Below are 19,654 nucleotides of genomic sequence, written 5' to 3' on the forward strand. Positions count from 1 at the left end.
ACGCACCAGAGGCGCCGGCCGACCTCAGGGCAGGGTGAGAATGCGCGGTCCGTCCTCGGTGACCGCCACGGTGTGCTCGATGTGCGCGGCGCGGCTGCCGTCGGTGGTGCGCAGCGTCCAGCCGTCGGTGTCCTCGTAGTAGGAGTCGCGACCGCCGGCCATCATCATCGGCTCGATGGCGATCGTGAGTCCGGGCCGCAGCGGGTAGCCGCGTCCGGGGCGTCCGCGACCGGGCACGGGCGGGTCCTCGTGCATCTGCCGCCCGATGCCGTGGCCGCCGAAGTCGGCCGGCATGCCGCAGCGGGCCTCCCTGGCGACGGTGTCGATGGCGTGCGAGATGTCCCCGATGCGATTGCCGGGGACGGCGGCGGCGATGGCCGCGTCCAGGGCCCGCTGCGCGGTGTCGATGAGCTCCCGGTCACCGGGCCGCGGAGTGCCGACGATGCAGCTGATCGCCGCGTCGCCGGTCCAACCGTCCAGGGTGGCCCCGCAGTCCAGGCTCAGCAGATCGCCGTCGCGCAGCCGGTAGTCGCCGGGGATGCCGTGCACCACCGCGTCGTTGACCGAGGCGCAGAGCACCGCGGGGAAGGGCGTGGCCGCGAAGGAGGGCCGGTACCCCAGGAAGGGCGAGGTGGCGCCGGCCGCGTCGATCACCGCGCGGGCGACCTCGTCCAGCTCGCGCAGCGCGACCCCGACCGCCGCCGCCTCCCGGGCCGCGTCGAGCGCGTGGGCCACCACCCGACCCGCCTCACGCATCGCTTCCAGAGCTTCGGCGTTCTTCAACTCGACCATCGCGCACATCTCCTGTCGCCCACCTTGAACCAATACTTATACCGGTATTAGTATCACGTGCATGGTACGAACCCCCTTGACCCCCTGGGAGCGCGCACGCGGCGAGCAGTTCGGCGCGCTGCTCCGCGAGGCGCGCGGCGAGCGCAGCATGGTGGAGGTCGCCGCCGCGGCCGGCGTCTCCGCCGAGACGCTGCGGAAGATCGAGACCGGACGCGCCCCCACCCCGGCGTTCTTCACCATCGCCGCCGTCGTGCAGGTGCTCGGCCTCTCACTGGACGAGTTGGCGACGGCGAGCGCCGAAGGGCTCGACGAGGAGGGCGAGTCGGCGCCGGCGAAGGCGTCCGCCGCCTGATCCCGCCGCCCCGACACCCCTGCGGTGCGGGCGGATTGACGGGCGGATTGACGGGCGGACGCCGCGGGGCGGCCCGCATGCGCCCGCCCCGTGCGCGGAATGAGAGCGTCCGAGGGAGGTGGGGACGCGAGATGTCGGCCCGGTGAAGGTTCGGTTCGAGGCATCGGCCAGCCATCGGAGCCTGGGCAACCATGAGCGGGAGTACGGGAGTCGGCACCGCGCCGCCGGTGCGAACGGCCGCCCCCGTCGGACAGGCACTCGTCCCCCCCACTTCTTGGAGGCGCCATGTCGCTGCTCTCCCGAATGAATCGCAAGGCCCGCATCTCCCTGGTCGCCGCCGTCGCCGGTGGTGTGGCCCTGACCGGTCTCACGGTCGCTCCGTCCTTCGCCTCGACGACCGCCCCACCGGCCGTCACCCAGAGCGCGGACGAGGTCTCGACGCAGGCCGCGCCGGTCACCCGGGCCGAGATGCTGCGCCGCGCGAAGGTCTGGCTCACGGCCAACAACGGGGCCCAGGTGCCCTACAGCCAGACGTCCGTCTGGAAGGACGGGTACCGCCAGGACTGCTCCGGCTACGTCTCGATGACGCTCGGCCTGTGGAAGTCGGGCCCGAACACGGTGGAGCTGGCGGGCAACCGCGATCTCACCACCCCGATCAAGCTCGCCAACCTCAAGCCCGGCGATCTGCTGATCGACGCCGACGGCTCCAACACCACCCGGCACGTCGTGATCTTCGAGGGGTGGACGGACGGCTCCAAGAGCGCGTACACCGCCTTCGAGCAGCGCGGCGGCCACGGCACCGACCACCGCACGCTGAAGTACGGACTCGACGCGGGCAGCGAGTACAAGCCCTACCGTCCGGTGAACCTCAGCGACTGACCGGGCAGACCGGTCGGCCCGACGGGTTCCTTCCGCCCGGGCCGACCAACTCCCGTGTCGCGGCGGGCCGTTCGCCGCGCTCCGTTCGCGGCGGTCCCGCGGGGCGACACACGACACACGACACACAGAAGGCGCGGTGCGCGACCGCTGTTCGTCGCACACCGCGCCTTCTCCTCCAGGCCCCTCAGCCCGGGCCGGGCCGGTGGGCGGGCCACCGGCCGCGGTTCTCGTGGTCCCGCCGCCCCACTGCGCTCCCGCGCCGCACACGCGGTGTGCGCAGGGGGCGGCGGACATCTGTCGCTCAGACGGTCACCAGGTTCGACCTGCGCACCAGGTGGCGGGCGTAGGCGTCGGTGGTGAAGAACGCCGGCAGCTGCTCACCGAGGGCGGTGCGCTCGAAGATCGCCGCCGCCTCCGCACCGAGCGAACGCGGGTCCTCCTTGCCGAGGGCGAGCACCTCCTCGTGCAGGTGCTTGCGCACGATCTCCTCGCCGACCAGTCCGTGCCGCAGCCACTGCCAGATCTGGCAGCGCGCGATCTCGGCGGTCGCCGCGTCCTCCATCAGCCCGTACAGCGCGACGGCGCCGCTGCCGCGCAGCCAGGCGTCGAAGTACCGCAGCGCGACGGCGATGTTGGTGCGCACGCCCTCCTCGCTGGGCGGGCCGGCGTTGCGGTGGACGGCGACCAGTTCCTCGGCGGAGACGTGCACGTCCGAGCGCATCCGGTCCAGCTGGTTGGGACGGTTGCCGAGGACCTCGTCGAAGACCTTGCGGCAGACCGGGACCAGACCGGGGTGGGCGACCCAGGAACCGTCGAAGCCGTCCTCGGCCTCGCGCTCCTTGTCCAGCCTGACCTTGGCGAACGCGGCCTCGTTGGCGTCCGGGTCGTGGCTGGGCACCTGCGCGGCCATCCCGCCGATGGCGTGCGCTCCGCGCTTGTGGCAGGTGCGCACCAACAGTTCGGTGTAGGCGCGCATCATCGGCGAGGTCATGGTGACCTTGGCGCGGTCGGGCAGCACGTACGCCGGGCGGTGGGCGAAGTTCTTGATGAGGCTGAAGAGGTAGTCCCAGCGACCGGCGTTCAGACCGGCGGCGTGCTCGCGCAGCTCGTAGAGGATCTCCTCCATCTCGAAGGCGGCGGTGATCGTCTCGATCAGCACGGTGGCGCGGACCGTGCCCCGCGGGATGCCGAGCAGGTCCTGGGCGACGATGAACACGTCGTTCCACAGGCGGGCTTCGAGGTGGTTCTCCAGCTTCGGCAGGTAGAAGTACGGGCCGCTGCCGCGGTCGATCTGGCGCTGGGCGCAGTGGTAGAAGTACAGCCCGAAGTCGACCAGCGAGGCGGAGACCGGACGGCCGTCGATGGTGAGGTGCTTCTCGCTCAGGTGCCAGCCGCGCGGGCGGACGACGATGGTCGCCGGGTTCCGCGACAGCTCGTACCGCTTGCCGTTGTCGGCGGTGAAGTCGATGCGCCGCTCGATGGCGTCCAGCAGGTTGAGCTGACCGTCGATGACGTTCTGCCAGGTCGGCGAGGTGGCGTCCTCGAAGTCCGCGAGCCAGACGCGGGCCCCGGAGTTGAGCGCGTTGACCGCCATACGGCGGGTCGGCGGCCCGGTGATCTCCACCCGGCGGTCCTCCAGACCCGGCGCGATCGGAGCGACCCGCCAGTCCGGGGCCTCACGGATCTCGGCAGTCTCCGGACGGAAGCCGAGGGCAGCGCCGCCGGTCAACTCCTCGGCGCGGCGGCGGCGTTCGGCCAGCAGCTCGACGCGGCGCTGCGCGAAGGCGGCGTCCAGGCGGAAGATGAAGTCCAGAGCGCCCGGGGTGAGGATTTCGTCGAACCGGTCGCCCGGCTCACCGACCACGGAGATCTCTCGGGTCCGGTCCATCAGTGCGGTACTGGCCATGGGTGGTCACTCCTTTGGTTGCTCGTGGACCACCCCCTCGACGGGTGGTGGGTCCGCGATCGCCGGTCTGGCTGGAACGTGTGGCTCGCCCTCTTCGTTGGCGGCTTTCCAGTCCTCCGGGGGTTGCGGGGAGGGACTGCCTTCGGTGGGTCTCCGTGACGGTGGAGACCCGCCCGAACGGGTCGGTACTCGCCCTGAGTCGGCGGGTTCCGTTTCTCCCGGGGTATCGGGAGCGGGGTGGTGCGGTGTCGCAGATGGTGCGGTGTCGCAGATGGTGCGGTGGCGCGGTGGTACAGGTCGTGCGGTGGTGCTGTCCGGTGTCGTGGCGGGCCGCGGGGTGGACGCTCGCGGGGAGCGCCGACTCCCGCGGCCCGCCGGCGACTTCGGTGCCGCCGCGGCGGACGCGCGCGAATTGCGAAAGGCGCGGCGGCACCTGTCCGGGTTGTCGGCCGGCCCCCGGAGGAAGGACGGAACCGGGGGCCGGCCGAGGAGCGCGAGGGGGCCCCGAGCGCGCGCCACACCACACAGCGCGCGCCGCCGGGCCCACCCCGCCGCCTTCGGTGAGGCGGAGCAGCAGCCGATGAGGCTTAGTGGAACTGCTCTTCCTCGGTGGAGCCCTTGAGGGCCAGGGTCTCGCCCTGCGGGTTCAGCGCGGTGCTGATCCCGTCGAAGTAGCCGGTGCCGACCTCGCGCTGGTGCTTGACGGCGGTGAAGCCGTCCTTCTGCGCGGCGAACTCGCGCTCCTGGAGGTCGACGTAGGCGGTCATGCCCTCGTCGGCGTAGCCGCGGGCCAGGTCGAACATGCCGTAGTTCAGCGAGTGGAAACCGGCCAGCGTGATGAACTGGAAGCGGTAGCCCATCGCGCCCAGCTCGCGCTGGAACTTGGCGATCTGGTCGTCGTCCAGCGACGCCTTCCAGTTGAAGGAGGGCGAGCAGTTGTACGCGAGCATCTTGCCCGGGTACTGGGCGTGGATCGCCTCGGCGAACTCACGGGCCTGCTCCAGGTCCGGCGTACCGGTCTCGACCCAGATGAGGTCGGAGTACGGGGCGTAGGCCAGACCGCGGGCGATGACCGGGCCCATGCCGGGCCGGACGCGGTAGAAGCCCTCGGCGGTGCGCTCGCCGGTCACGAACTCCTGGTCGCGCTCGTCCACGTCGCTGGTCAGCAGGTTCGCGGCCAGGGCGTCGGTACGGGCGATGACCAGGGTCGGGACGTCCGCGATGTCGGCGGCCAGACGGGCCGCGTTCAGGGTGCGGATGTGCTGACCGGTCGGGACGAGCACCTTGCCACCGAGGTGGCCGCACTTCTTCTCCGAGGCGAGCTGGTCCTCGTAGTGGATGCCGGCCGCACCGGAGGCGATCATGGCCTTGGTGAGCTCGAAGGCGTTCAGCGGGCCACCGAAGCCGGCCTCGGCGTCGGCGACGATCGGGGCGAGCCAGTCGGTGGTGTCCGTGCCGCCCTCGGCGACCGCGATCTGGTCGGCGCGCAGCAGCGCGTTGTTGATCCGACGGACCACCTGGGGAACGGAGTTCACCGGGTAGAGGCTCTGGTCGGGGTAGGTGGCGCCGGCCTGGTTGGCGTCGGCGGCGACCTGCCAGCCGGAGAGGTAGATGGCCTGGAGGCCGGCCCGCACCTGCTGCACGGCCTGGCCGCCGGTCAGGGCGCCCAGGGCGTGGACGTAGTCGCGCTCGTGCAGCTGACGCCACAGACGCTCGGCACCGCGGCGGGCCAGGGTGTGCTCCTCGCGGACGCTGCCGGAGAGCCGAACGACCTCTTCGGCGCTGTAGCTGCGCTCGATGCCGTTCCAACGCTCCTCGGTCGCCCAGCGCTCTGCCAGCGCCTTGGCCGCTTCGCTCTGTCCTGCAGTCATGCCCGCTCCCATGATTGTTCGGCAACCGCCCCTGCGCGGGGCGGCCCCAGCGTCCTGCTGTGCTGCTGGTACTTCCTGGTGCTCGTGCTGCTTCGCGGCCGACCGGAAGCCGTACTTCCGGTACACGATCAACCGGTGCAGTAGCACCGACCCTGAGGTCCGGGATTGCCGACGTCAGGGCGGGGTCGGTCCCCGCTAATGCCGGGCCGGTGCGTGTGCTCCGGTCGGCCGCAAGTACGAATGTGGCACTGAGTGCCAGCCCCTGTCGAGGGTTTCCAGGGGGTAAATTTCTGTGAAGTATCCAGAGCCGTTTGCCAACTCTGCGAAGATTGAGCAAACAAGCTGGCCACAGCATCGAGAGGGTTTCGAACCCTCCTTGCAGATACCCGATGATCGATCAAAGCAAGTCTCTGAGCTGCGGCGCAGCTCCACGAAGGGGAGGTGGGAGACCGATGGCGAAGACCTGGGCGGGCGCTCGACTGCGACGACTCCGCGAAGAGCGCAAACTCAACCAGGCCGCTCTGGCGAGGACGCTGGGTATCTCCCCCAGCTACCTGAACCAGATGGAACACGACACCAGACCACTGACCGTTCCGGTGCTGATGAGGCTCACAGAGGCATTCGGTGTCGACCCCGGATTCTTCTCCGAACGGGACACCACGCGACTGGTCGCCGACCTTCGCGAGTCACTCGCCGACGAGGTCACCGGCGGCAGGGTCTCCCCCGCCGACCTCGCCGACCTCGCCTCCCGGCTGCCCGCCGCCGCCGAGGTGCTGCTCGACCTCACCCGCCGCAACCAGGCCCTGACCGAGCAGGTCGGCAGGCTCGCCGGCGACGACCGCGACGGCACCCTCGCCGGTGTCGACGCGGCCCGCACCCCGCACGAGGAGGTCCGCGAGTTCTTCTACCGCCGGCAGAACTACCTGCACGAACTCGACGTCGCCGCCGAGGAGTTGGCCACCCGCGTCGGCGTGCGGCGCCGCGATGTGCGCAACGCGCTCTCCACCCACCTCGCCGACCGGCACGGCGTACGCGTGCTGCACGACGAGAACGAGCAGCTGCACCGCTACGACGCCGAGGCCCGCGTGCTCCACCTCTCGCCGCGGCTCAAGCCCGGCCAGCAGAAGTTCCGGATGGCCACCCAGCTCGGACTCCTGGAGTTCGGCGAGGAGTTCAGCCGCCACGCCTCCGAGGACGCCGAGGAGGGCAGCCCGGGGTGGTCCCTCATCCGCATCGGAGTCGCCAACTACTTCGCGGCGGCGGTGGTGCTGCCCTACGGCGCGTTCCACCGGGCGGCGGAGGAAATGCGGTACGACATCGAGCAGTTGAGCGACTACTTCGCCATCGGCTACGAGACGGTCTGCCACCGGCTCAGCACCCTCCAGCGCCCGCGCGCCCGTGGCGTCCCGTTCTCCTTCATCCGCGTCGACCGGGCCGGCAACATGTCCAAACGGCAGAGCGCCACCGGCTTCCACTTCTCGCGCACCGGCGGCACCTGCCCGCTGTGGAACGTCTACGAGGCGTTCGCCGCCCCCGACCGGGTCAACGTCCAGGTGGCCGAAATGCCCGACGGACAGCGCTACTTGTGGACCGCGCGCACCGTCACCCGGTACCGCGGCGGCTGGGGCGAACCGGGCAAGACCTTCGCCATCGGCCTCGGCTGCGAACTGCGCCACGCCCATCGACTGATCTACAGCAAGGGCCTGGACCTCGAGGACCGGGACGCGGCCATGCCGATCGGCATGGGCTGCACCGTCTGCGAACGCCTCGGCTGCCCCCAGCGAGCCGTCCCACCGCTCGGCCGCCGCCTGGAGATCGACGAACACCGCACCACCTTCATCCCGTACCCGGTGGCACGCTGAAACCGGCGGCGGGGCGGGCCTCCCGACCTCGGGTGCGTACGCCTGCCGGGGGCGGCGCCCGGCATGATGCCGCCGCCCCCGCCGGCCTCACGCGCCGGGGCGTGCACCGTCCCGCGCGCCGGGCGCGTCGGCTGCCGGGGCGGCCGGGTCCGGGCGGCCGGGCCACCAGGCGCGCGGGCCCAACTCCCGTACCAGCGCGGGCACCAGCAGCGACCGTACGACCAGGGTGTCCAGCAGCACACCGAAGGCGACGATGAACGCGATCTGCACCAGGAACGCCAGCGGGATCACCCCGAGCGCCGCGAACGTCGCCGCCAGCACCACGCCCGCGGAGGTGATCACACCGCCGGTGGCGGTCAGCCCGCGCAGTACGCCGAGGCGGGTGCCGTGCCGCAGCGTCTCCTCCCGGACGCGGGTCATCAGGAAGATGTTGTAGTCCACGCCGAGCGCGACCAGGAAGACGAACCCGTAGAGCGGCACCGAGGCGTCGGTTCCGGAGAAGCCGAGCAGGTTGTCGAAGACCAGCGCGGCGACACCGATGGTGGCGAGGAAGTTCAGCGCCACCGTGGCGACCAGCAGCAGCGGCATCAGCAGCGAGCGGAGCAGCCCGATCAGGATGACCAGGATGATCAGCAGCACCACCGGGGCGATCAGCGCGCGGTCGGCGGCGGCGGTCTGCTGGGTGTCGTACTGCTGCGCGGTGTATCCGCCGACCAGCGCGTTCGCCTCGGGGGCCTGTTCGTCGAAGGTGTCGCGGAGCCGCTGCACGGTCTCGCGGGCGGCGTCGCTGTCGGCGGCGTCCGCGAGGGTGGCGTCGATCCGCACGCGGTCCGCGCCCTGCGGCCCGCGGTCGCCCGCCGGGCGCACGGAGGCGACGCCCTCGACGCCGTCGGCGGCCCGTACCGCGTTCTGCGCGTGTTCGGCGTCGGCGATGATCACCGCCGGGTTCCCGGCGCCGCCGGGGAAGTGCTCGCTCAGCCGCTCCTGCGCCGTGACCGACTTCGCCTCTCCGACGAAGAGCTCCTTCAGCGGTACGCCCTGGGAGTTGAGCATGGGCGAGAACGCGGCGGCGGCCAGCAGACCGGCGAGCGAGAGCACCCACACCCTGCGCGGCGAGCGGTCGACCAGCGCCGCCACCCGTCCCCACAGTCGTCCGCTGCGGTCGCGCGCCACATGCGCACCACCGCTCGCCGCACCCGCTTCAGCGCCGGCGCCCGCACCTGCTTCAGCACCAGCACCCTCGCCCGTACCTGCTTCGGCGCCCGCACCAGCACCCTCGCCCGTGCCCGCGGCAGGAGCGGAGGCGGCGTACGGCTCCCCGGCGGGGCGGGGGCGGGCGGGCCAGTAGGCGGCCCGGCCGAGCAGTACGAGCGCGGCGGGCAGGAAGGTCAGCACGCTCAGCACCGAGCAGACGATGCCGATGGCACCGACCGGTCCGAGCGCGCGGTTGTTGGTGAGGTCGCTGAGCAGCAGCGCCAGCAGGCCGAGCGCGACGGTCGCGGCCGAGGCGGTGATCGCGCCGGCCGAGCGCCGCAGCGCCGCGCGCATCGCGCCGAACCGGTCCGTGTCCGGCGCCGCCAGCTCCTCCCGGAAACGGGCGGTCAGCAGCAGCGCGTAGTCCGTCGCCGCTCCGATGACCAGGATGAACAGGATGCCCTGCACCTGTCCGTCGACCCGCAGCACGTCCCGGTCGGCCAGCAGGTAGACCACCGCACAGGCCAGCGCCAGCGCGAAGACCGATCCCATGATCACCACGAACGGGAGCAGCACGCTGCGGTAGACCAGCAGCAGGATCAGCAGCACCACACCGAGCGCGACCGACAGCAGCAGTCCGTCGATCCCGGCGAACGCCTCCGAGAGGTCCGCGGCCGTGGCGGCCGGGCCGGCCACGTACACCTCGGTCCCCGGCACCTTCTGCGCCGCCTGCTCGATCAGTTCCACCGGTTCCGGCTGCGTCTCCTCCTCGCTCTCCGGGAGGTCGGCGCGCACCTGCACCACGGCCTGGAGGGCGGAGCCGTCCTCGGAGACGATCGGCGGCGAGGCGGGCCCGGCGCTCCACCGCGCCTCGCCGAGACCGCTCAACGCCCGTGCGGCGGCGGCGCGTTGGCCGTCGGTGATCTCGCCGTCGTCGTCCGCGACCCAGACCACGATCGCCGGTGTGGCGTCGTCGCTGCCCGGTTGCCGCAGTTCGCGCTGTTCCTGGAGGACCCTGGTGGACTCGGCGCTCTGCGGCAGGAAGTTCGACTGGTCGTTGGTGGAGACCTCGCCGAGCTTGCCGGCGAACGGGCCGAGCCCGCCGCCCACCGCGAGCCAGACGACCAGCAGGACGCAGGGAAGAAGCCACCTCAGGCGGCGGGTGGTGCGGGACTGCATGTGCTCCCCAGACGTCGGCCGGCCACTGTACGAGCCAGTCACTCAAGAATTGAACATCTCAATCATTGAGTTTATATATCGTGGGGCCGTGCCGGAACAACACGAAGAGCCCGCGGACCCCTGGAAAGGTGACGGCGGCCCCGCCCCCGACCTCCAGACGTACGCCGTCCTGCTGCGCCGGATGAACGCCGAGTTCAACCGCCTCGCCCAGCACTTCGCCCACGAACACGGCCTCCATCTCACCGATGTGCAGGCGCTGATCGAGATCCTGGACGCCGACCCCGGCACCGCCGTGACCCCCGGTCGACTGCGCGAACGTCTCCAACTGACCTCCGGCGCCGTCACCGCCTGCCTGGACCGGCTGGAGAAGGCGGGCCACATCCAGCGCGTCCGCGACGCCCGCGACCGGCGGGTCGTCCACATCCACTACGCGGGCCGGGGGCGCGAACTCGCCCGCTCCTCCTTCCGCCCGCTCGCCCGCAGCACCGAAGCCGCCATGCGCGGGCTCAGCGACGACGAACTGCGCACTGTCGCTCGCTTCCTGGCCCTGATGGGCGACGAACTCGACGCCCTGTCCCGCTGACGACGGCACCGGACGGCAGACGGCAGACGGGGGCGAGCGCTCGGATCAGGCGCCCGCAGCGGGCCCGAAAAGCAGGTGCGCACCGGCGTCGGCTCCCGCCAGACTGCCGGTATGAGCCCCGCCACCACACCGGAGTGGGAACGCCGGTGCGCCGCCCTCTGGGAGAGCTTCGACGACCACTCCCCCGCCGAATTCCGCGCGGCGGTCGACGCGTTGACGGCCGAGCTGCCCGACGGCCACCCGGTGGCCCTCTTCGAGCGCGCCTCCGCCCTGGACGCGACCGACCGCGGCGAGGACGCCGTCGCGCTCTACGAACGCGCGCTCGCCGCCGGCCCGGCCGAGGACCGTCGCCGTCAGGCGGTGATCCAACTCGCGAGCACGCTGCGGTCGCTCGGCCGCCCCGCGCCCGCTCTGGACCTGCTCACCGCGGAGCGGCGCTCGCACCCCGACCGGCTCGACGACGCCCTCGACGCCTTCCTCGCCCTGACCCTGATCGACCTCGGCCGGGAACGGGAGGCAGCCGCGCTCGCACTCGGCGCGCTCGCCCACCATCTGCCCGAGTACGGCCGCTCGGTCGCCGGATACGCGGCAGCGGTCGGCCGTACGGACACCGGGCACGACGCCGCGGCCCCCGCGGCGCCCTGACCCCGCGCCCGTCCGCCCCGCGCCCGCGCCCGAACCGACGCCCACGCCCCGGCCCCGCGCGCACCCGCGCCCGCACCCGCACTCCGGTCCCCGGGCGGGCCGCCTCGGAGGCACGCCCCGCCGCGGGTGCGTGCACGCCTCTACACTCGAAGCCCAAGCAGACGCAACACCTGGAGGCCCCCATGCGCGGCTCACCCGTCGTACTCGGCATCGAGTCGTCCTGCGACGAGACCGGCGCCGGCCTCGTGCGCGACGGGAAGCTGCTGGGCCACGCGGTCGCGTCCAGCATGGCCGAGCACGCGCGGTTCGGCGGCGTCGTACCGGAGATCGCCGCCCGCGCGCATGTGCACTCCATGCAGTCCGTGGTCGACAAGGCGCTCGCCGAGGCGGGCCTGTCCTTCGGCGACATCGGCGCCGTCGCCGTCACCTCCGGGCCCGGTCTCGCCGGGGCGCTCCAGGTGGGAGTCGCCGCCGCGAAGGGTTACGCCTACGCGCTCGACGTCCCGCTGTACGGCGTGCACCACCTCGCCGGGCACGTCGCCGCCGACACCCTGGAGCACGGTCCGCTGCCCGAGCCGTGCATGGTGCTGATCGTCTCCGGCGGCCACACCTCGCTGCTGCTGGTGCGCGATCTGGTGCGCGATCCGATCCTGCACCTCGGGGACACCATGGACGACGCCGCGGGTGAGTGCTTCGACAAGGTGGCCCGCGTCTTCGGGCTGTCCTACCCGGGCGGGCCGGCCATCGACCGGGCCGCGCAGTCGGGCGACCCGAAGGCGGTGGCGTTCCCGCGCCCGCTGACCGCGCCGCGCGACCGGGAGAACCGTTTCGCGTTCTCCTTCTCCGGGCTGAAGACCGCCGCGGCCCGCTGGGCGGAGAAGCACCGGGCCGCCGGTCTGGAGCTCCCGGTGGCCGACGGCGCCGCCTCGCTCCAGGAGGCCGTGGCCGATGTGCTGACCCGCAAGGCGGTGGCCGCCTGCCGCGAGCACGACGTACGGACCCTGGTGGTCGTCGGCGGCGTGGCGGCCAACTCCCGGGTGCGTTCGCTGGCGCAGGCGCGCTGCGCGAGCGCCGGCATCGAGCTGCGCGTCCCGCCGCTGGGGCTCTGCACGGACAACGGCGCGATGATCGCCGCCGTCGGCGATCTGCTGGTGCGCTCCGGCGCGCAGCCCGCGCCGCTGGACCTCGCGGTCGACCCGTCCGCACCCCTCGAGTACGCGGCCCTGACCCCGCTGCCGCTCCCGGCCGCCGGCTGACCGCCGACCACAGACGTACCGCCCGCCAACTCCCCGCATCCATCGGAGACTTCCGTGCGCACCGCCGACATCCGCAGCCGCTACCTCGACTACTTCGCCGAGCGCGGGCACACCGTCGTGCCCAGCGCCCCGCTGCCGACCCCCGACCCGACGCTGCTCTTCGTCAACGCGGGGATGGTGCCGTTCAAGCCGTACCTCACCGGCGAGGACGTCGCGCCGTGGAACCGGGCGACGAGCGTGCAGAAGTGCGTGCGGACGCTGGACATCGAGGAGGTCGGCGTCACCACCCGGCACGGCTCCTTCTTCCAGATGAACGGCAACTTCTCCTTCGGGGACTACTTCAAGGAAGAGGCGATCGCCTACGCCTGGGAGCTGTCCACCGCCGAGAGCGGCTACGGCCTCGACCCGGACCGCATCTGGGTCACCGTCCACCACACGGACGACGAGAGCCGCGAGATCTGGCGCCGCGTGGCCGGTCTGCCGAACGACCGCATCGTGGCCCGCGGCGACGAGGACAACTTCTGGTCCATGGGCGTGCCCGGACCGTGCGGCCCCTGCTCCGAGCTGTACTACGACCGGGGCCCCGCCCTCGGCCGCGCGGGCGGCCCGGAGGTGGACGAGGACCGGTACATGGAGTTCTGGAACCTGGTCTTCATGCAGTACGAGCGCGGCGACGGCCCCGGCAAGTCGGGCTACCCGATCCTCGGCGAACTGCCGCGCCGCAACATCGACACCGGCATGGGCCTGGAGCGGATGGCCACCCTCCTCCAGGGCGTCGACAACCTCTACGAGATCGACGAGACGCGCCCGATCCTGGACCGCGCCGCCGAGCTCACCGGCACCCGCTACGGCGCCGCCCAGGAGGACGACGTACGGCTGCGCGTCGTCGCCGACCACGTCCGCACCGCGCTGATGCTGCTGGCCGACGGCACCGCTCCCGGCAACGAGGGCCGCGGCTACGTGCTGCGCCGCATCCTGCGCCGGGCGGTGCGGGCCGTGCGGCTGCTCGGCCACCAGGACCCGGCGCTGCCCGAGCTGCTGACGGTGGCCCGGGACTGCATGTCGCCCAGCTACCCGGAGCTGGTCGCCGACTTCGACCGGATCTCCCAGCAGGCGTACGGCGAGGAGGACGCGTTCCGCACGACCCTCAAGCAGGGCACGGTCGTTCTGGACACCGCCGTCGCCGAGGCCCGCGCCGAGGGCGTGCGGACCCTGCCCGGCGCCAAGGTCTTCCAACTGCACGACACCTACGGCTTCCCCATCGACCTCACCCTGGAGATGGCCGCCGAGCAGGGCGTGGACGTCGACCGCGAGGGCTTCACCACGCTGATGAACGAGCAGCGCGAGCGCGCCCGCGCCGACGCCCGCGCCCGCAAGACCGGCTCCGCCGACACCACCGAACTGCGCTCGGTGCTGGACGCCAACGGGCCCACCGACTGGCAGGCGTGGACGACCCTGGAGACCGAGTCCCGGGTCCTGGCCCTGCTGGGCCCGGCCGGCCCGCTGCCGGTCGCGGCGACCGGCGACATCGTCACCGTCGTCCTGGACCGCACCCCCTTCTACGCCGAGTCCGGCGGCCAGGAGAGCGACGCGGGACGGCTGACCGGCAGCTCCGCCGAGGCCGAAGTCCTCGACGTGCAGCGGCCGTTGCCCGGACTGGTGGTGCACCAGGTCCGGGTCACCGCGGGCGAGCTGGCCAACGGCGACACCGTACGGGCGGCCGTCGACGCCGAATGGCGGCTCGGCGCCCGGCAGGCGCACTCCGGCACCCATGTGCTGCACGCCGCGCTCCGGCAGATCCTCGGCCCGGCCGCCCTCCAGGCCGGCTCCTACAACCGGCCGGGCTATCTGCGGCTGGACTTCCCCTGGCGCGGCGCGCTCGGCACCACGGTGCGCTCCGAGGTCGAGGAGGCCGCCAACCGCGCGCTCCGCCACGACCTGCCGGTCTCGGCGAGCTGGATGACCCTGGCCGAGGCCAAGGAGATCGGCGCGCTCGCCCTCTTCGGCGAGACCTACGGCGAGAAGGTGCGTGTCGTGGAGATCGGCGGCCCCTGGTCGCGCGAGCTGTGCGGCGGCACCCACGTCGAGCACTCCTCCCAGGTCGGCGTCGTCGCGCTCACCGGTGAATCCTCGGTCGGCGCCGGAATGCGCCGTGTGGAGGCGGCGGTCGGCGTCGAGGGCTTCGGCTACCTCGCCCGCGAACGCGATCTGGTCGCCCGTATCGCCGAGCAGCTCCAGGCCCCCAAGGACCAGTTGCCCGACCGTGTCGCCGCGCTGCTGGACCGGCTGAAGGCCGCCGACCGGCAGTCGGCGGAGCTGCGCCGCAAGGAGGCCGTCGGCCGGGCGGCCGAACTGGCCGGTGCGGCAAGGGACATCGACGGCACCCTCGTCGTCACCGGTACCCTGGAGGGCGACGGCGGCACCGCCCGCGAACTCGCCCTCGCGGTGCGCGACCGGCTCGACGCCCGTACCCCCGCGGTCGCCGCGATCGGCGCGGAGGCGGAGGGCAAGGGCGTCATCGTCGTCGCGGTCAACCGCGCCGCCAAGGACGCCGGCACCTCGGCCGCCACCCTCGTCAAGGCGCTGCTCTCCGGACGCGGCGGCGGCAGCCCGGAGGTCGCCCAGGGCGGCGGCCTGCCCGCCGCCGAGCTGCCCACCGCACTGGACCGGCTGCCGACCGTCCTGCGCTCCAACTGACGTACGCCGTGCGGCTGTCCACCCCCGAACGGGCCGTGGACAGCCGCACGACGCGTCGTGGGGGACGTCGGCGCCGAGCGGGTGCGGGCCGGGTGTCAGCGTCGAGCGCGGGCGTTGGGCGTGTGTCGGCGTTGGCCCTGTGCGACGCGGGCGGTGCGGGAGCCTCGGCAGACAGCGCAGGCGCGTCGGGACGGGGCGGGTTGCGTCGCTCCAGCAGCGTCGGGTCGGCCCGAGGCCGGCGGGATGGTGTCCATGACGGACGGCGTCAAAGCTGCGCCCCGGCCCGCACCTGTCCCCCCGAGGCGCGGGCCGGGGCGGCGTGTTCGGCCGGCCCGAGGTCCGCGGCGCTCGGCGGCCCCCACCGCCCGCCCGGGCGCCCCCGCGCCCCGGGCCTCGCACCTCGACCTCGCCGTGCTCCGGTCTCCCCGGCCGGAGTCACGTGCGCCTGCGGCCTCGACGCCCCCCACGCAACGCCGAGGCCGGCACCGAGCACCTCCCCATCCCCGATCTAGAAGTATTTTCTAGATTGACCCGAAGAGCAAGCCCGGGGCGGGAGTGCGATCCGGCCGCTGTTCGCCCAACCGGCCGGGCTCCGCGGCCCCTTGTCCGACTGTCGCGCCAACTCCACGCGGACGGCCGGGAGTTGGCCGGTGACCGTGACGCACAGCCGATCGGACGCGGCGTCCGCCGTCGCGACCGCCGGGGCCGGCCGCCGCAAGAACGGCGGAACGGCGACGCGTCGTTCAACCGCGCACGGGCCCGGCGTCCGCTGCTCCGTCCAGCAACCGGGAGACGTGGGCGTCCAGTTGGGCGCGGAGCTCCTCGCGCGTTGCGCCGTCCTCGCCGACCAGGAACTCGACGAGGTCGGCCCGGACCGCGGCGAGCAGGGCGTGCGCGGTGAACGAGGCGTGGCCGCTCCCGGCCCACCCCGGGAGCTGTTCGAGCACGGACCTCAGCAGGCCGTGCCAACTCCGGTAGTGGTCCGCCGCATACGGGCTCACCCCGCCGGACTCCTCCAGCGCCAGGGCGAGATGGCGATTGTCGACCTTGAAGCAGAGCGCCGCGTCCAGCAGGGCGCGAACCCGCTCGCGGGGCGGCGTTCCGGGGCCGAGCGGCGGCGGGCCGGCCTCGACGGCCTCCCGGAGCGGCTCGAGTCGCGCCCCGTAGAGCGCCCTGAGCAGTCCCGCCCGATCGCCGAAGGCGCGGAAGAGAGTCCCCTTGCCGACGCCCGCCGCCGCCGCGATACCGGCCATGGTGACGTCCTCGGGGCGGCCGCCCTCCGCGAACAGGGCGTCGGCGGCGGCGAACACGGCCTCCCGGTTGCGCACGGCGTCCCTGCGGGACCTGGGCTCGGGCACGGGCTCCCCCTCTTGCAAAGCGGACCATCGGTCCGTATCTTCAAAGCGGACCTACAGTCCGGATTCTACGAGAAGGGCCCGCACATGCCCACACCGTCCACTCCCGACCCCTCCGCACCGCACCGGGCCGACCCGTCCGCCACCGGCCCGTACGCGACCGAGCCGTCCGCGACCGAGCCGTTCGCGACCGGCCCGTCCGCGACCGCCGCCGACCCGTCCGGCACCGGCACCGTGCTGGTCACCGGCGCCTCGGGCACCACCGGTTCGCGCGTGGTCGCAGGGCTGGTGGCGGCGGGAGCGCCGGTGCGCGCCGCCACCCGCCGGGGGACGACTGTCGCGGGCGCCGAGAGCGCGGCCTTCGACTGGTACGACCCCGACACCCACCCGGCCGCCCTCGACGGCGTCGACCGGATCTACCTCGTCGCCCCCACCGGCGACCCCGAACCGGCCGCCGTCGTCCGGCCGTTCCTGCACCGGGCGCGCGCGAGCGGGGTACGTCGCGCGGTGCTCCTCAGCTCCTCGGCGATCGCCTCGGGCGGCCCCGCGCTGGGCCGGATCCACCTGGCCCTGCCGGAGTTCTTCGAGGAGTGGGCGGCGCTGCGGCCGTCGTGGTTCATGCAGAACTTCCTCCACCCGCCGCACCCGCACGCGGTGAGCATCCGCGAGGAGGGCGTCATCCGCACGGCGACCGGCGACGGCCGGGTGGGGTTCGTCGACGCGGACGACATCGCCGCGGTCGCCGTCCACACCCTGTGCACAGAGGTCGGCCCGGCCGACGAGTTCGTCATCACCGGGCCCGAAGCGCTCAGCCACGACGATCTCGCGGCGCTGTTCACGGAGTCGACCGGCTCGCGGGTGACCCACCGGAGACTGTCCGAGGCGCAGCTGGCCGAACGGCTCGCGGCCACGATGCCGAGGGAGTACGCCGAGGTGCTCGCCCGTCTGGATCAGGCCATCGCGGCGGGAGCCGAGGACCGGGTGACCGACACCGTCCAGCGGCTCACCGGCCGTCCGCCGCGCAGCTTCCGCTCACTGCTGGCGCAGCACCTCCGGTGAACGAGGCGCCCGCACACCGCAGTTGACGCCCGCCACGGCACCCTCGGTGCTCCACGTCCGGCGCTCGAACCGGCGGCTCCGCGCCCCGGACCGCGGCACCGCCGTACCCGGCCCGACGGCTGCACGGGCCCGGCCCGCCTGCCCGAACCGACCGCCCGAACCGACCGCCCGAACCGACCGCTCAAACCGACTGCTCAGCGCGTGAGTTCGGCGAGCAGTTCGGCCCCCGTTCGGGTGCGGCCGTCGCCGCTCTCGGCCTCGCGGACCAGGGCGATGAGGCGTTCATTGGCGGTGGCTCGCTGCCCGTGGCGGGCCGCGAGCGTGACGATCTCTCCCTGAAGGCTGTCGATCTCGGTCGTCCGGCCGCGCTGGAGGTCCTCCCACATGGAGCTGCGGGCCTGCTCGTCGATGGCGAGCGCGGAGGCGGCGACCCGCCGGAACACTCCGTCCGGCAGCCCGAGCAGGGTGGGCGTCAACCGCGGTGCGACGAGCCCGAGTCGGGCCGGGCGGATGCCGGCGGCCCGGTAGGCGGCCAGGGCCTCTCGCTGGAGGACGGCCAGGCAGCGGCGGTGGTCCCGCTGTCCGAGCTGCTCGCGCAGCGGCAGGCCGGAGAGCGCGTTGAGCGCGTTGTTGAGGTTCATCAGCAGCTTGGCGTACTGCACCCCGCGCATGTCGGGGTGCTGCTGCGCCGGCAGCCCGGCCCGGCGCAGCAGCGCCGCCAGCGGCGCCGCGTCGGGCCCGGCGTCGAGCAACAACTCCCCGCCCGAGCCCTGGTGGTACGTGCCGGGCTCGGTCTGCACGATGTTGTACGGGACCATCCCCGCCACGACCGTCCGCTCGGCACCCAGAACCGACCGCAGCGTCTCCGCGTTCCGCAGCCCGTTCTGGAAGCTGACGACGACCGTGCCGTCGTCCAGATGCGGCGCCAGCTCGCGCGCCACCGCCTCCGTGCCGGCCGACTTCACCGTCACCAGGACGAAGTCGGCGCCCGCGACCGCCTCGGGGCCGGTCGCGGTGCGTACGCCGCCCGGCTCCACCAGTGTCTCCGGCTGCCCGCCACCGGTCAGCCGCAGCCCCCGCTCGTCGAGCACGGCCATCGCGGCGGCCCGTCCGATCAGCGTCACCTCGGCGTGCGGCGCGAGCCGGCCGCCGAGTTGGCACCCCACGCTGCCGGCGCCGAGCACGGCGATCCTCAACCGTCGTCCCGCGTCCATCGCTTCACCGTCTGCCATGCCGCCGATCCTCTCCCAGCCGGCCCGCCGTTCCCACCCCGGGGACCGAGCGCGCCGAGGCGGCGGGCCGGAGCGCGGCCGGCTGTCAGTGCCGGGTCCTAGCCTGGAGCAACAACGAGTGGCGGCGGATGTTCCGCCGCCGGGGGCGCCGTGGAGGAGTGGTCGTGACCGAGGAGTGGTGGCAGCGATTCGCCCGCGAGCGGCTGGGCGGTCGGGAGGTGCCGAGCGATCTGCGGGCCCTCGGCACGGCGCGGCAGCAGAGCGGGCGGCATCCGCTGGAGGAGTACGGCATCACGCTCCTGGAGCCGGACGCGCAGCACCCGCTGACGGACGTCAGCTATCTGACCGAGCAGGACCGCGCCAACGCCGACATCATGGCCAACTGCGCCGCGTTCGAGCAGATGGCCCCGTACGTCAGCGTCGTCGCCGTCGACGACAACAGCGGTTGCATCGGCTACTGGCACCACCCCGACCAGTCGCCGGGAGCGCCCACGCCGATCGTCATGGTCGACTCGGAGGGTTCGTACCGCACGCTTGCCGGGCGGAGCTTCGTCGAGGCGTGCCTCGACGAGATCGCCTATGACGACGACGAGACCTACCTCAGCCTGGCCTCGGAGCTCGCGGCGCTCGGCATATCCGTGCCGGGATCCTCGACGGAGGACCTGGAGCTGCTCACCCCCGACCCCGACCCGGAAGAGGTCCACCACCGCTTCTACACCGCGGAGCGGAGCCGTCGCGGGCTCCCGGTCTAGGGTCAACTACCCTGTTTCCAGGGCTTGTTGGGCCCTGGAG

Annotated in this window: 15 protein-coding genes; 9 read left to right on the top strand and 6 right to left on the bottom strand. The window is 73.0% G+C overall.

Annotation, left to right across the window (positions count from 1 at the left end):
• Positions 1–24: 24 nt before the first annotated feature.
• On the bottom strand, positions 25–792 hold the full coding sequence (gene map / locus MTQ01_RS20485; RefSeq protein WP_247492168.1) for a type I methionyl aminopeptidase: 768 nt from the start codon (positions 790–792) through the stop codon (positions 25–27).
• Between the two features lie 61 nt (positions 793–853).
• Between map and MTQ01_RS20490 the strand changes: the two genes are divergently transcribed.
• Both MTQ01_RS20490 and MTQ01_RS20495 read left to right on the top strand, forming a co-directional pair.
• Entirely contained in the window at positions 854–1,144 is a 291-nt protein-coding gene (locus MTQ01_RS20490; RefSeq protein ID WP_247492169.1) for a helix-turn-helix domain-containing protein, read from the top strand.
• A 285-nt stretch (positions 1,145–1,429) separates the two neighbouring features.
• The gene (locus MTQ01_RS20495) at positions 1,430–2,023 is read left to right on the top strand and encodes a hypothetical protein (protein WP_247492170.1); all 594 of its coding nucleotides are present in this window, start codon (positions 1,430–1,432) and stop codon (positions 2,021–2,023) included.
• Positions 2,024–2,324: 301 nt separating this feature from the next.
• Here the strand turns inward: MTQ01_RS20495 and aceB are convergent, their stop codons facing one another.
• Together aceB and aceA are read right to left on the bottom strand one after the other, a co-directional pair.
• Entirely contained in the window at positions 2,325–3,929 is a 1,605-nt protein-coding gene (aceB, locus tag MTQ01_RS20500) for a malate synthase A (protein ID WP_247492171.1), read from the bottom strand.
• A 587-nt stretch (positions 3,930–4,516) separates the two neighbouring features.
• Positions 4,517–5,800 carry an isocitrate lyase gene (gene aceA, locus MTQ01_RS20505; protein WP_247492172.1) on the bottom strand — a complete coding sequence of 428 codons (1,284 nt, stop codon included), beginning with the start codon at positions 5,798–5,800 and terminating at the stop codon, positions 4,517–4,519.
• A gap of 452 nt (positions 5,801–6,252) precedes the next feature.
• Between aceA and MTQ01_RS20510 the strand changes: the two genes are divergently transcribed.
• Positions 6,253–7,662 carry a short-chain fatty acyl-CoA regulator family protein gene (locus MTQ01_RS20510; RefSeq protein WP_247492173.1) on the top strand — a complete coding sequence of 470 codons (1,410 nt, stop codon included), beginning with the start codon at positions 6,253–6,255 and terminating at the stop codon, positions 7,660–7,662.
• A gap of 87 nt (positions 7,663–7,749) precedes the next feature.
• Here the strand turns inward: MTQ01_RS20510 and MTQ01_RS20515 are convergent, their stop codons facing one another.
• A complete protein-coding gene (locus MTQ01_RS20515; RefSeq protein ID WP_247492174.1) occupies positions 7,750–10,035 on the bottom strand; it encodes an MMPL family transporter in 2,286 nt (761 codons plus the stop codon).
• 88 nt (positions 10,036–10,123) lie between these two features.
• Between MTQ01_RS20515 and MTQ01_RS20520 the strand changes: the two genes are divergently transcribed.
• From MTQ01_RS20520 to alaS, 4 genes are all read left to right on the top strand, one after another.
• Positions 10,124–10,618 carry a MarR family winged helix-turn-helix transcriptional regulator gene (locus MTQ01_RS20520; RefSeq protein WP_247492175.1) on the top strand — a complete coding sequence of 165 codons (495 nt, stop codon included), beginning with the start codon at positions 10,124–10,126 and terminating at the stop codon, positions 10,616–10,618.
• A gap of 111 nt (positions 10,619–10,729) precedes the next feature.
• Positions 10,730–11,263, top strand: a complete 534-nt coding sequence (locus tag MTQ01_RS20525) for a tetratricopeptide repeat protein (protein WP_247492176.1) — start codon at positions 10,730–10,732, stop codon at positions 11,261–11,263.
• A 182-nt stretch (positions 11,264–11,445) separates the two neighbouring features.
• Positions 11,446–12,519 carry a tRNA (adenosine(37)-N6)-threonylcarbamoyltransferase complex transferase subunit TsaD gene (gene tsaD, locus MTQ01_RS20530; protein ID WP_247492178.1) on the top strand — a complete coding sequence of 358 codons (1,074 nt, stop codon included), beginning with the start codon at positions 11,446–11,448 and terminating at the stop codon, positions 12,517–12,519.
• Between the two features lie 54 nt (positions 12,520–12,573).
• Complete coding sequence (gene alaS, locus MTQ01_RS20535; protein ID WP_247492180.1) at positions 12,574–15,216, top strand: alanine--tRNA ligase; 2,643 nt, start codon at positions 12,574–12,576, stop codon at positions 15,214–15,216.
• Positions 15,217–15,959: 743 nt separating this feature from the next.
• On the opposite strand, the gene MTQ01_RS20540 is transcribed toward alaS, so the two are convergent.
• Positions 15,960–16,574 (bottom strand): TetR/AcrR family transcriptional regulator, encoded by a 615-nt coding sequence (locus MTQ01_RS20540; RefSeq protein ID WP_247492182.1) that lies wholly within the window; start codon positions 16,572–16,574, stop codon positions 15,960–15,962.
• Positions 16,575–16,658: 84 nt separating this feature from the next.
• On the opposite strand from MTQ01_RS20540, the gene MTQ01_RS20545 reads away from it, so the two are divergent.
• Positions 16,659–17,630, top strand: coding sequence for an NAD(P)H-binding protein (locus tag MTQ01_RS20545; RefSeq protein WP_247492183.1), 972 nt, complete (start codon positions 16,659–16,661; stop codon positions 17,628–17,630).
• A 194-nt stretch (positions 17,631–17,824) separates the two neighbouring features.
• Here the strand turns inward: MTQ01_RS20545 and MTQ01_RS20550 are convergent, their stop codons facing one another.
• Complete coding sequence (locus MTQ01_RS20550; protein ID WP_247492184.1) at positions 17,825–18,862, bottom strand: 2-dehydropantoate 2-reductase; 1,038 nt, start codon at positions 18,860–18,862, stop codon at positions 17,825–17,827.
• Between the two features lie 164 nt (positions 18,863–19,026).
• Between MTQ01_RS20550 and MTQ01_RS20555 the strand changes: the two genes are divergently transcribed.
• Positions 19,027–19,614 (top strand): hypothetical protein, encoded by a 588-nt coding sequence (locus tag MTQ01_RS20555; protein ID WP_247492186.1) that lies wholly within the window; start codon positions 19,027–19,029, stop codon positions 19,612–19,614.
• Positions 19,615–19,654 lie beyond the last annotated feature (40 nt).

This window comes from Streptomyces sp. XM4193 (assembly GCF_023072595.1).
GTDB lineage: Bacteria > Actinomycetota > Actinomycetes > Streptomycetales > Streptomycetaceae > Streptomyces.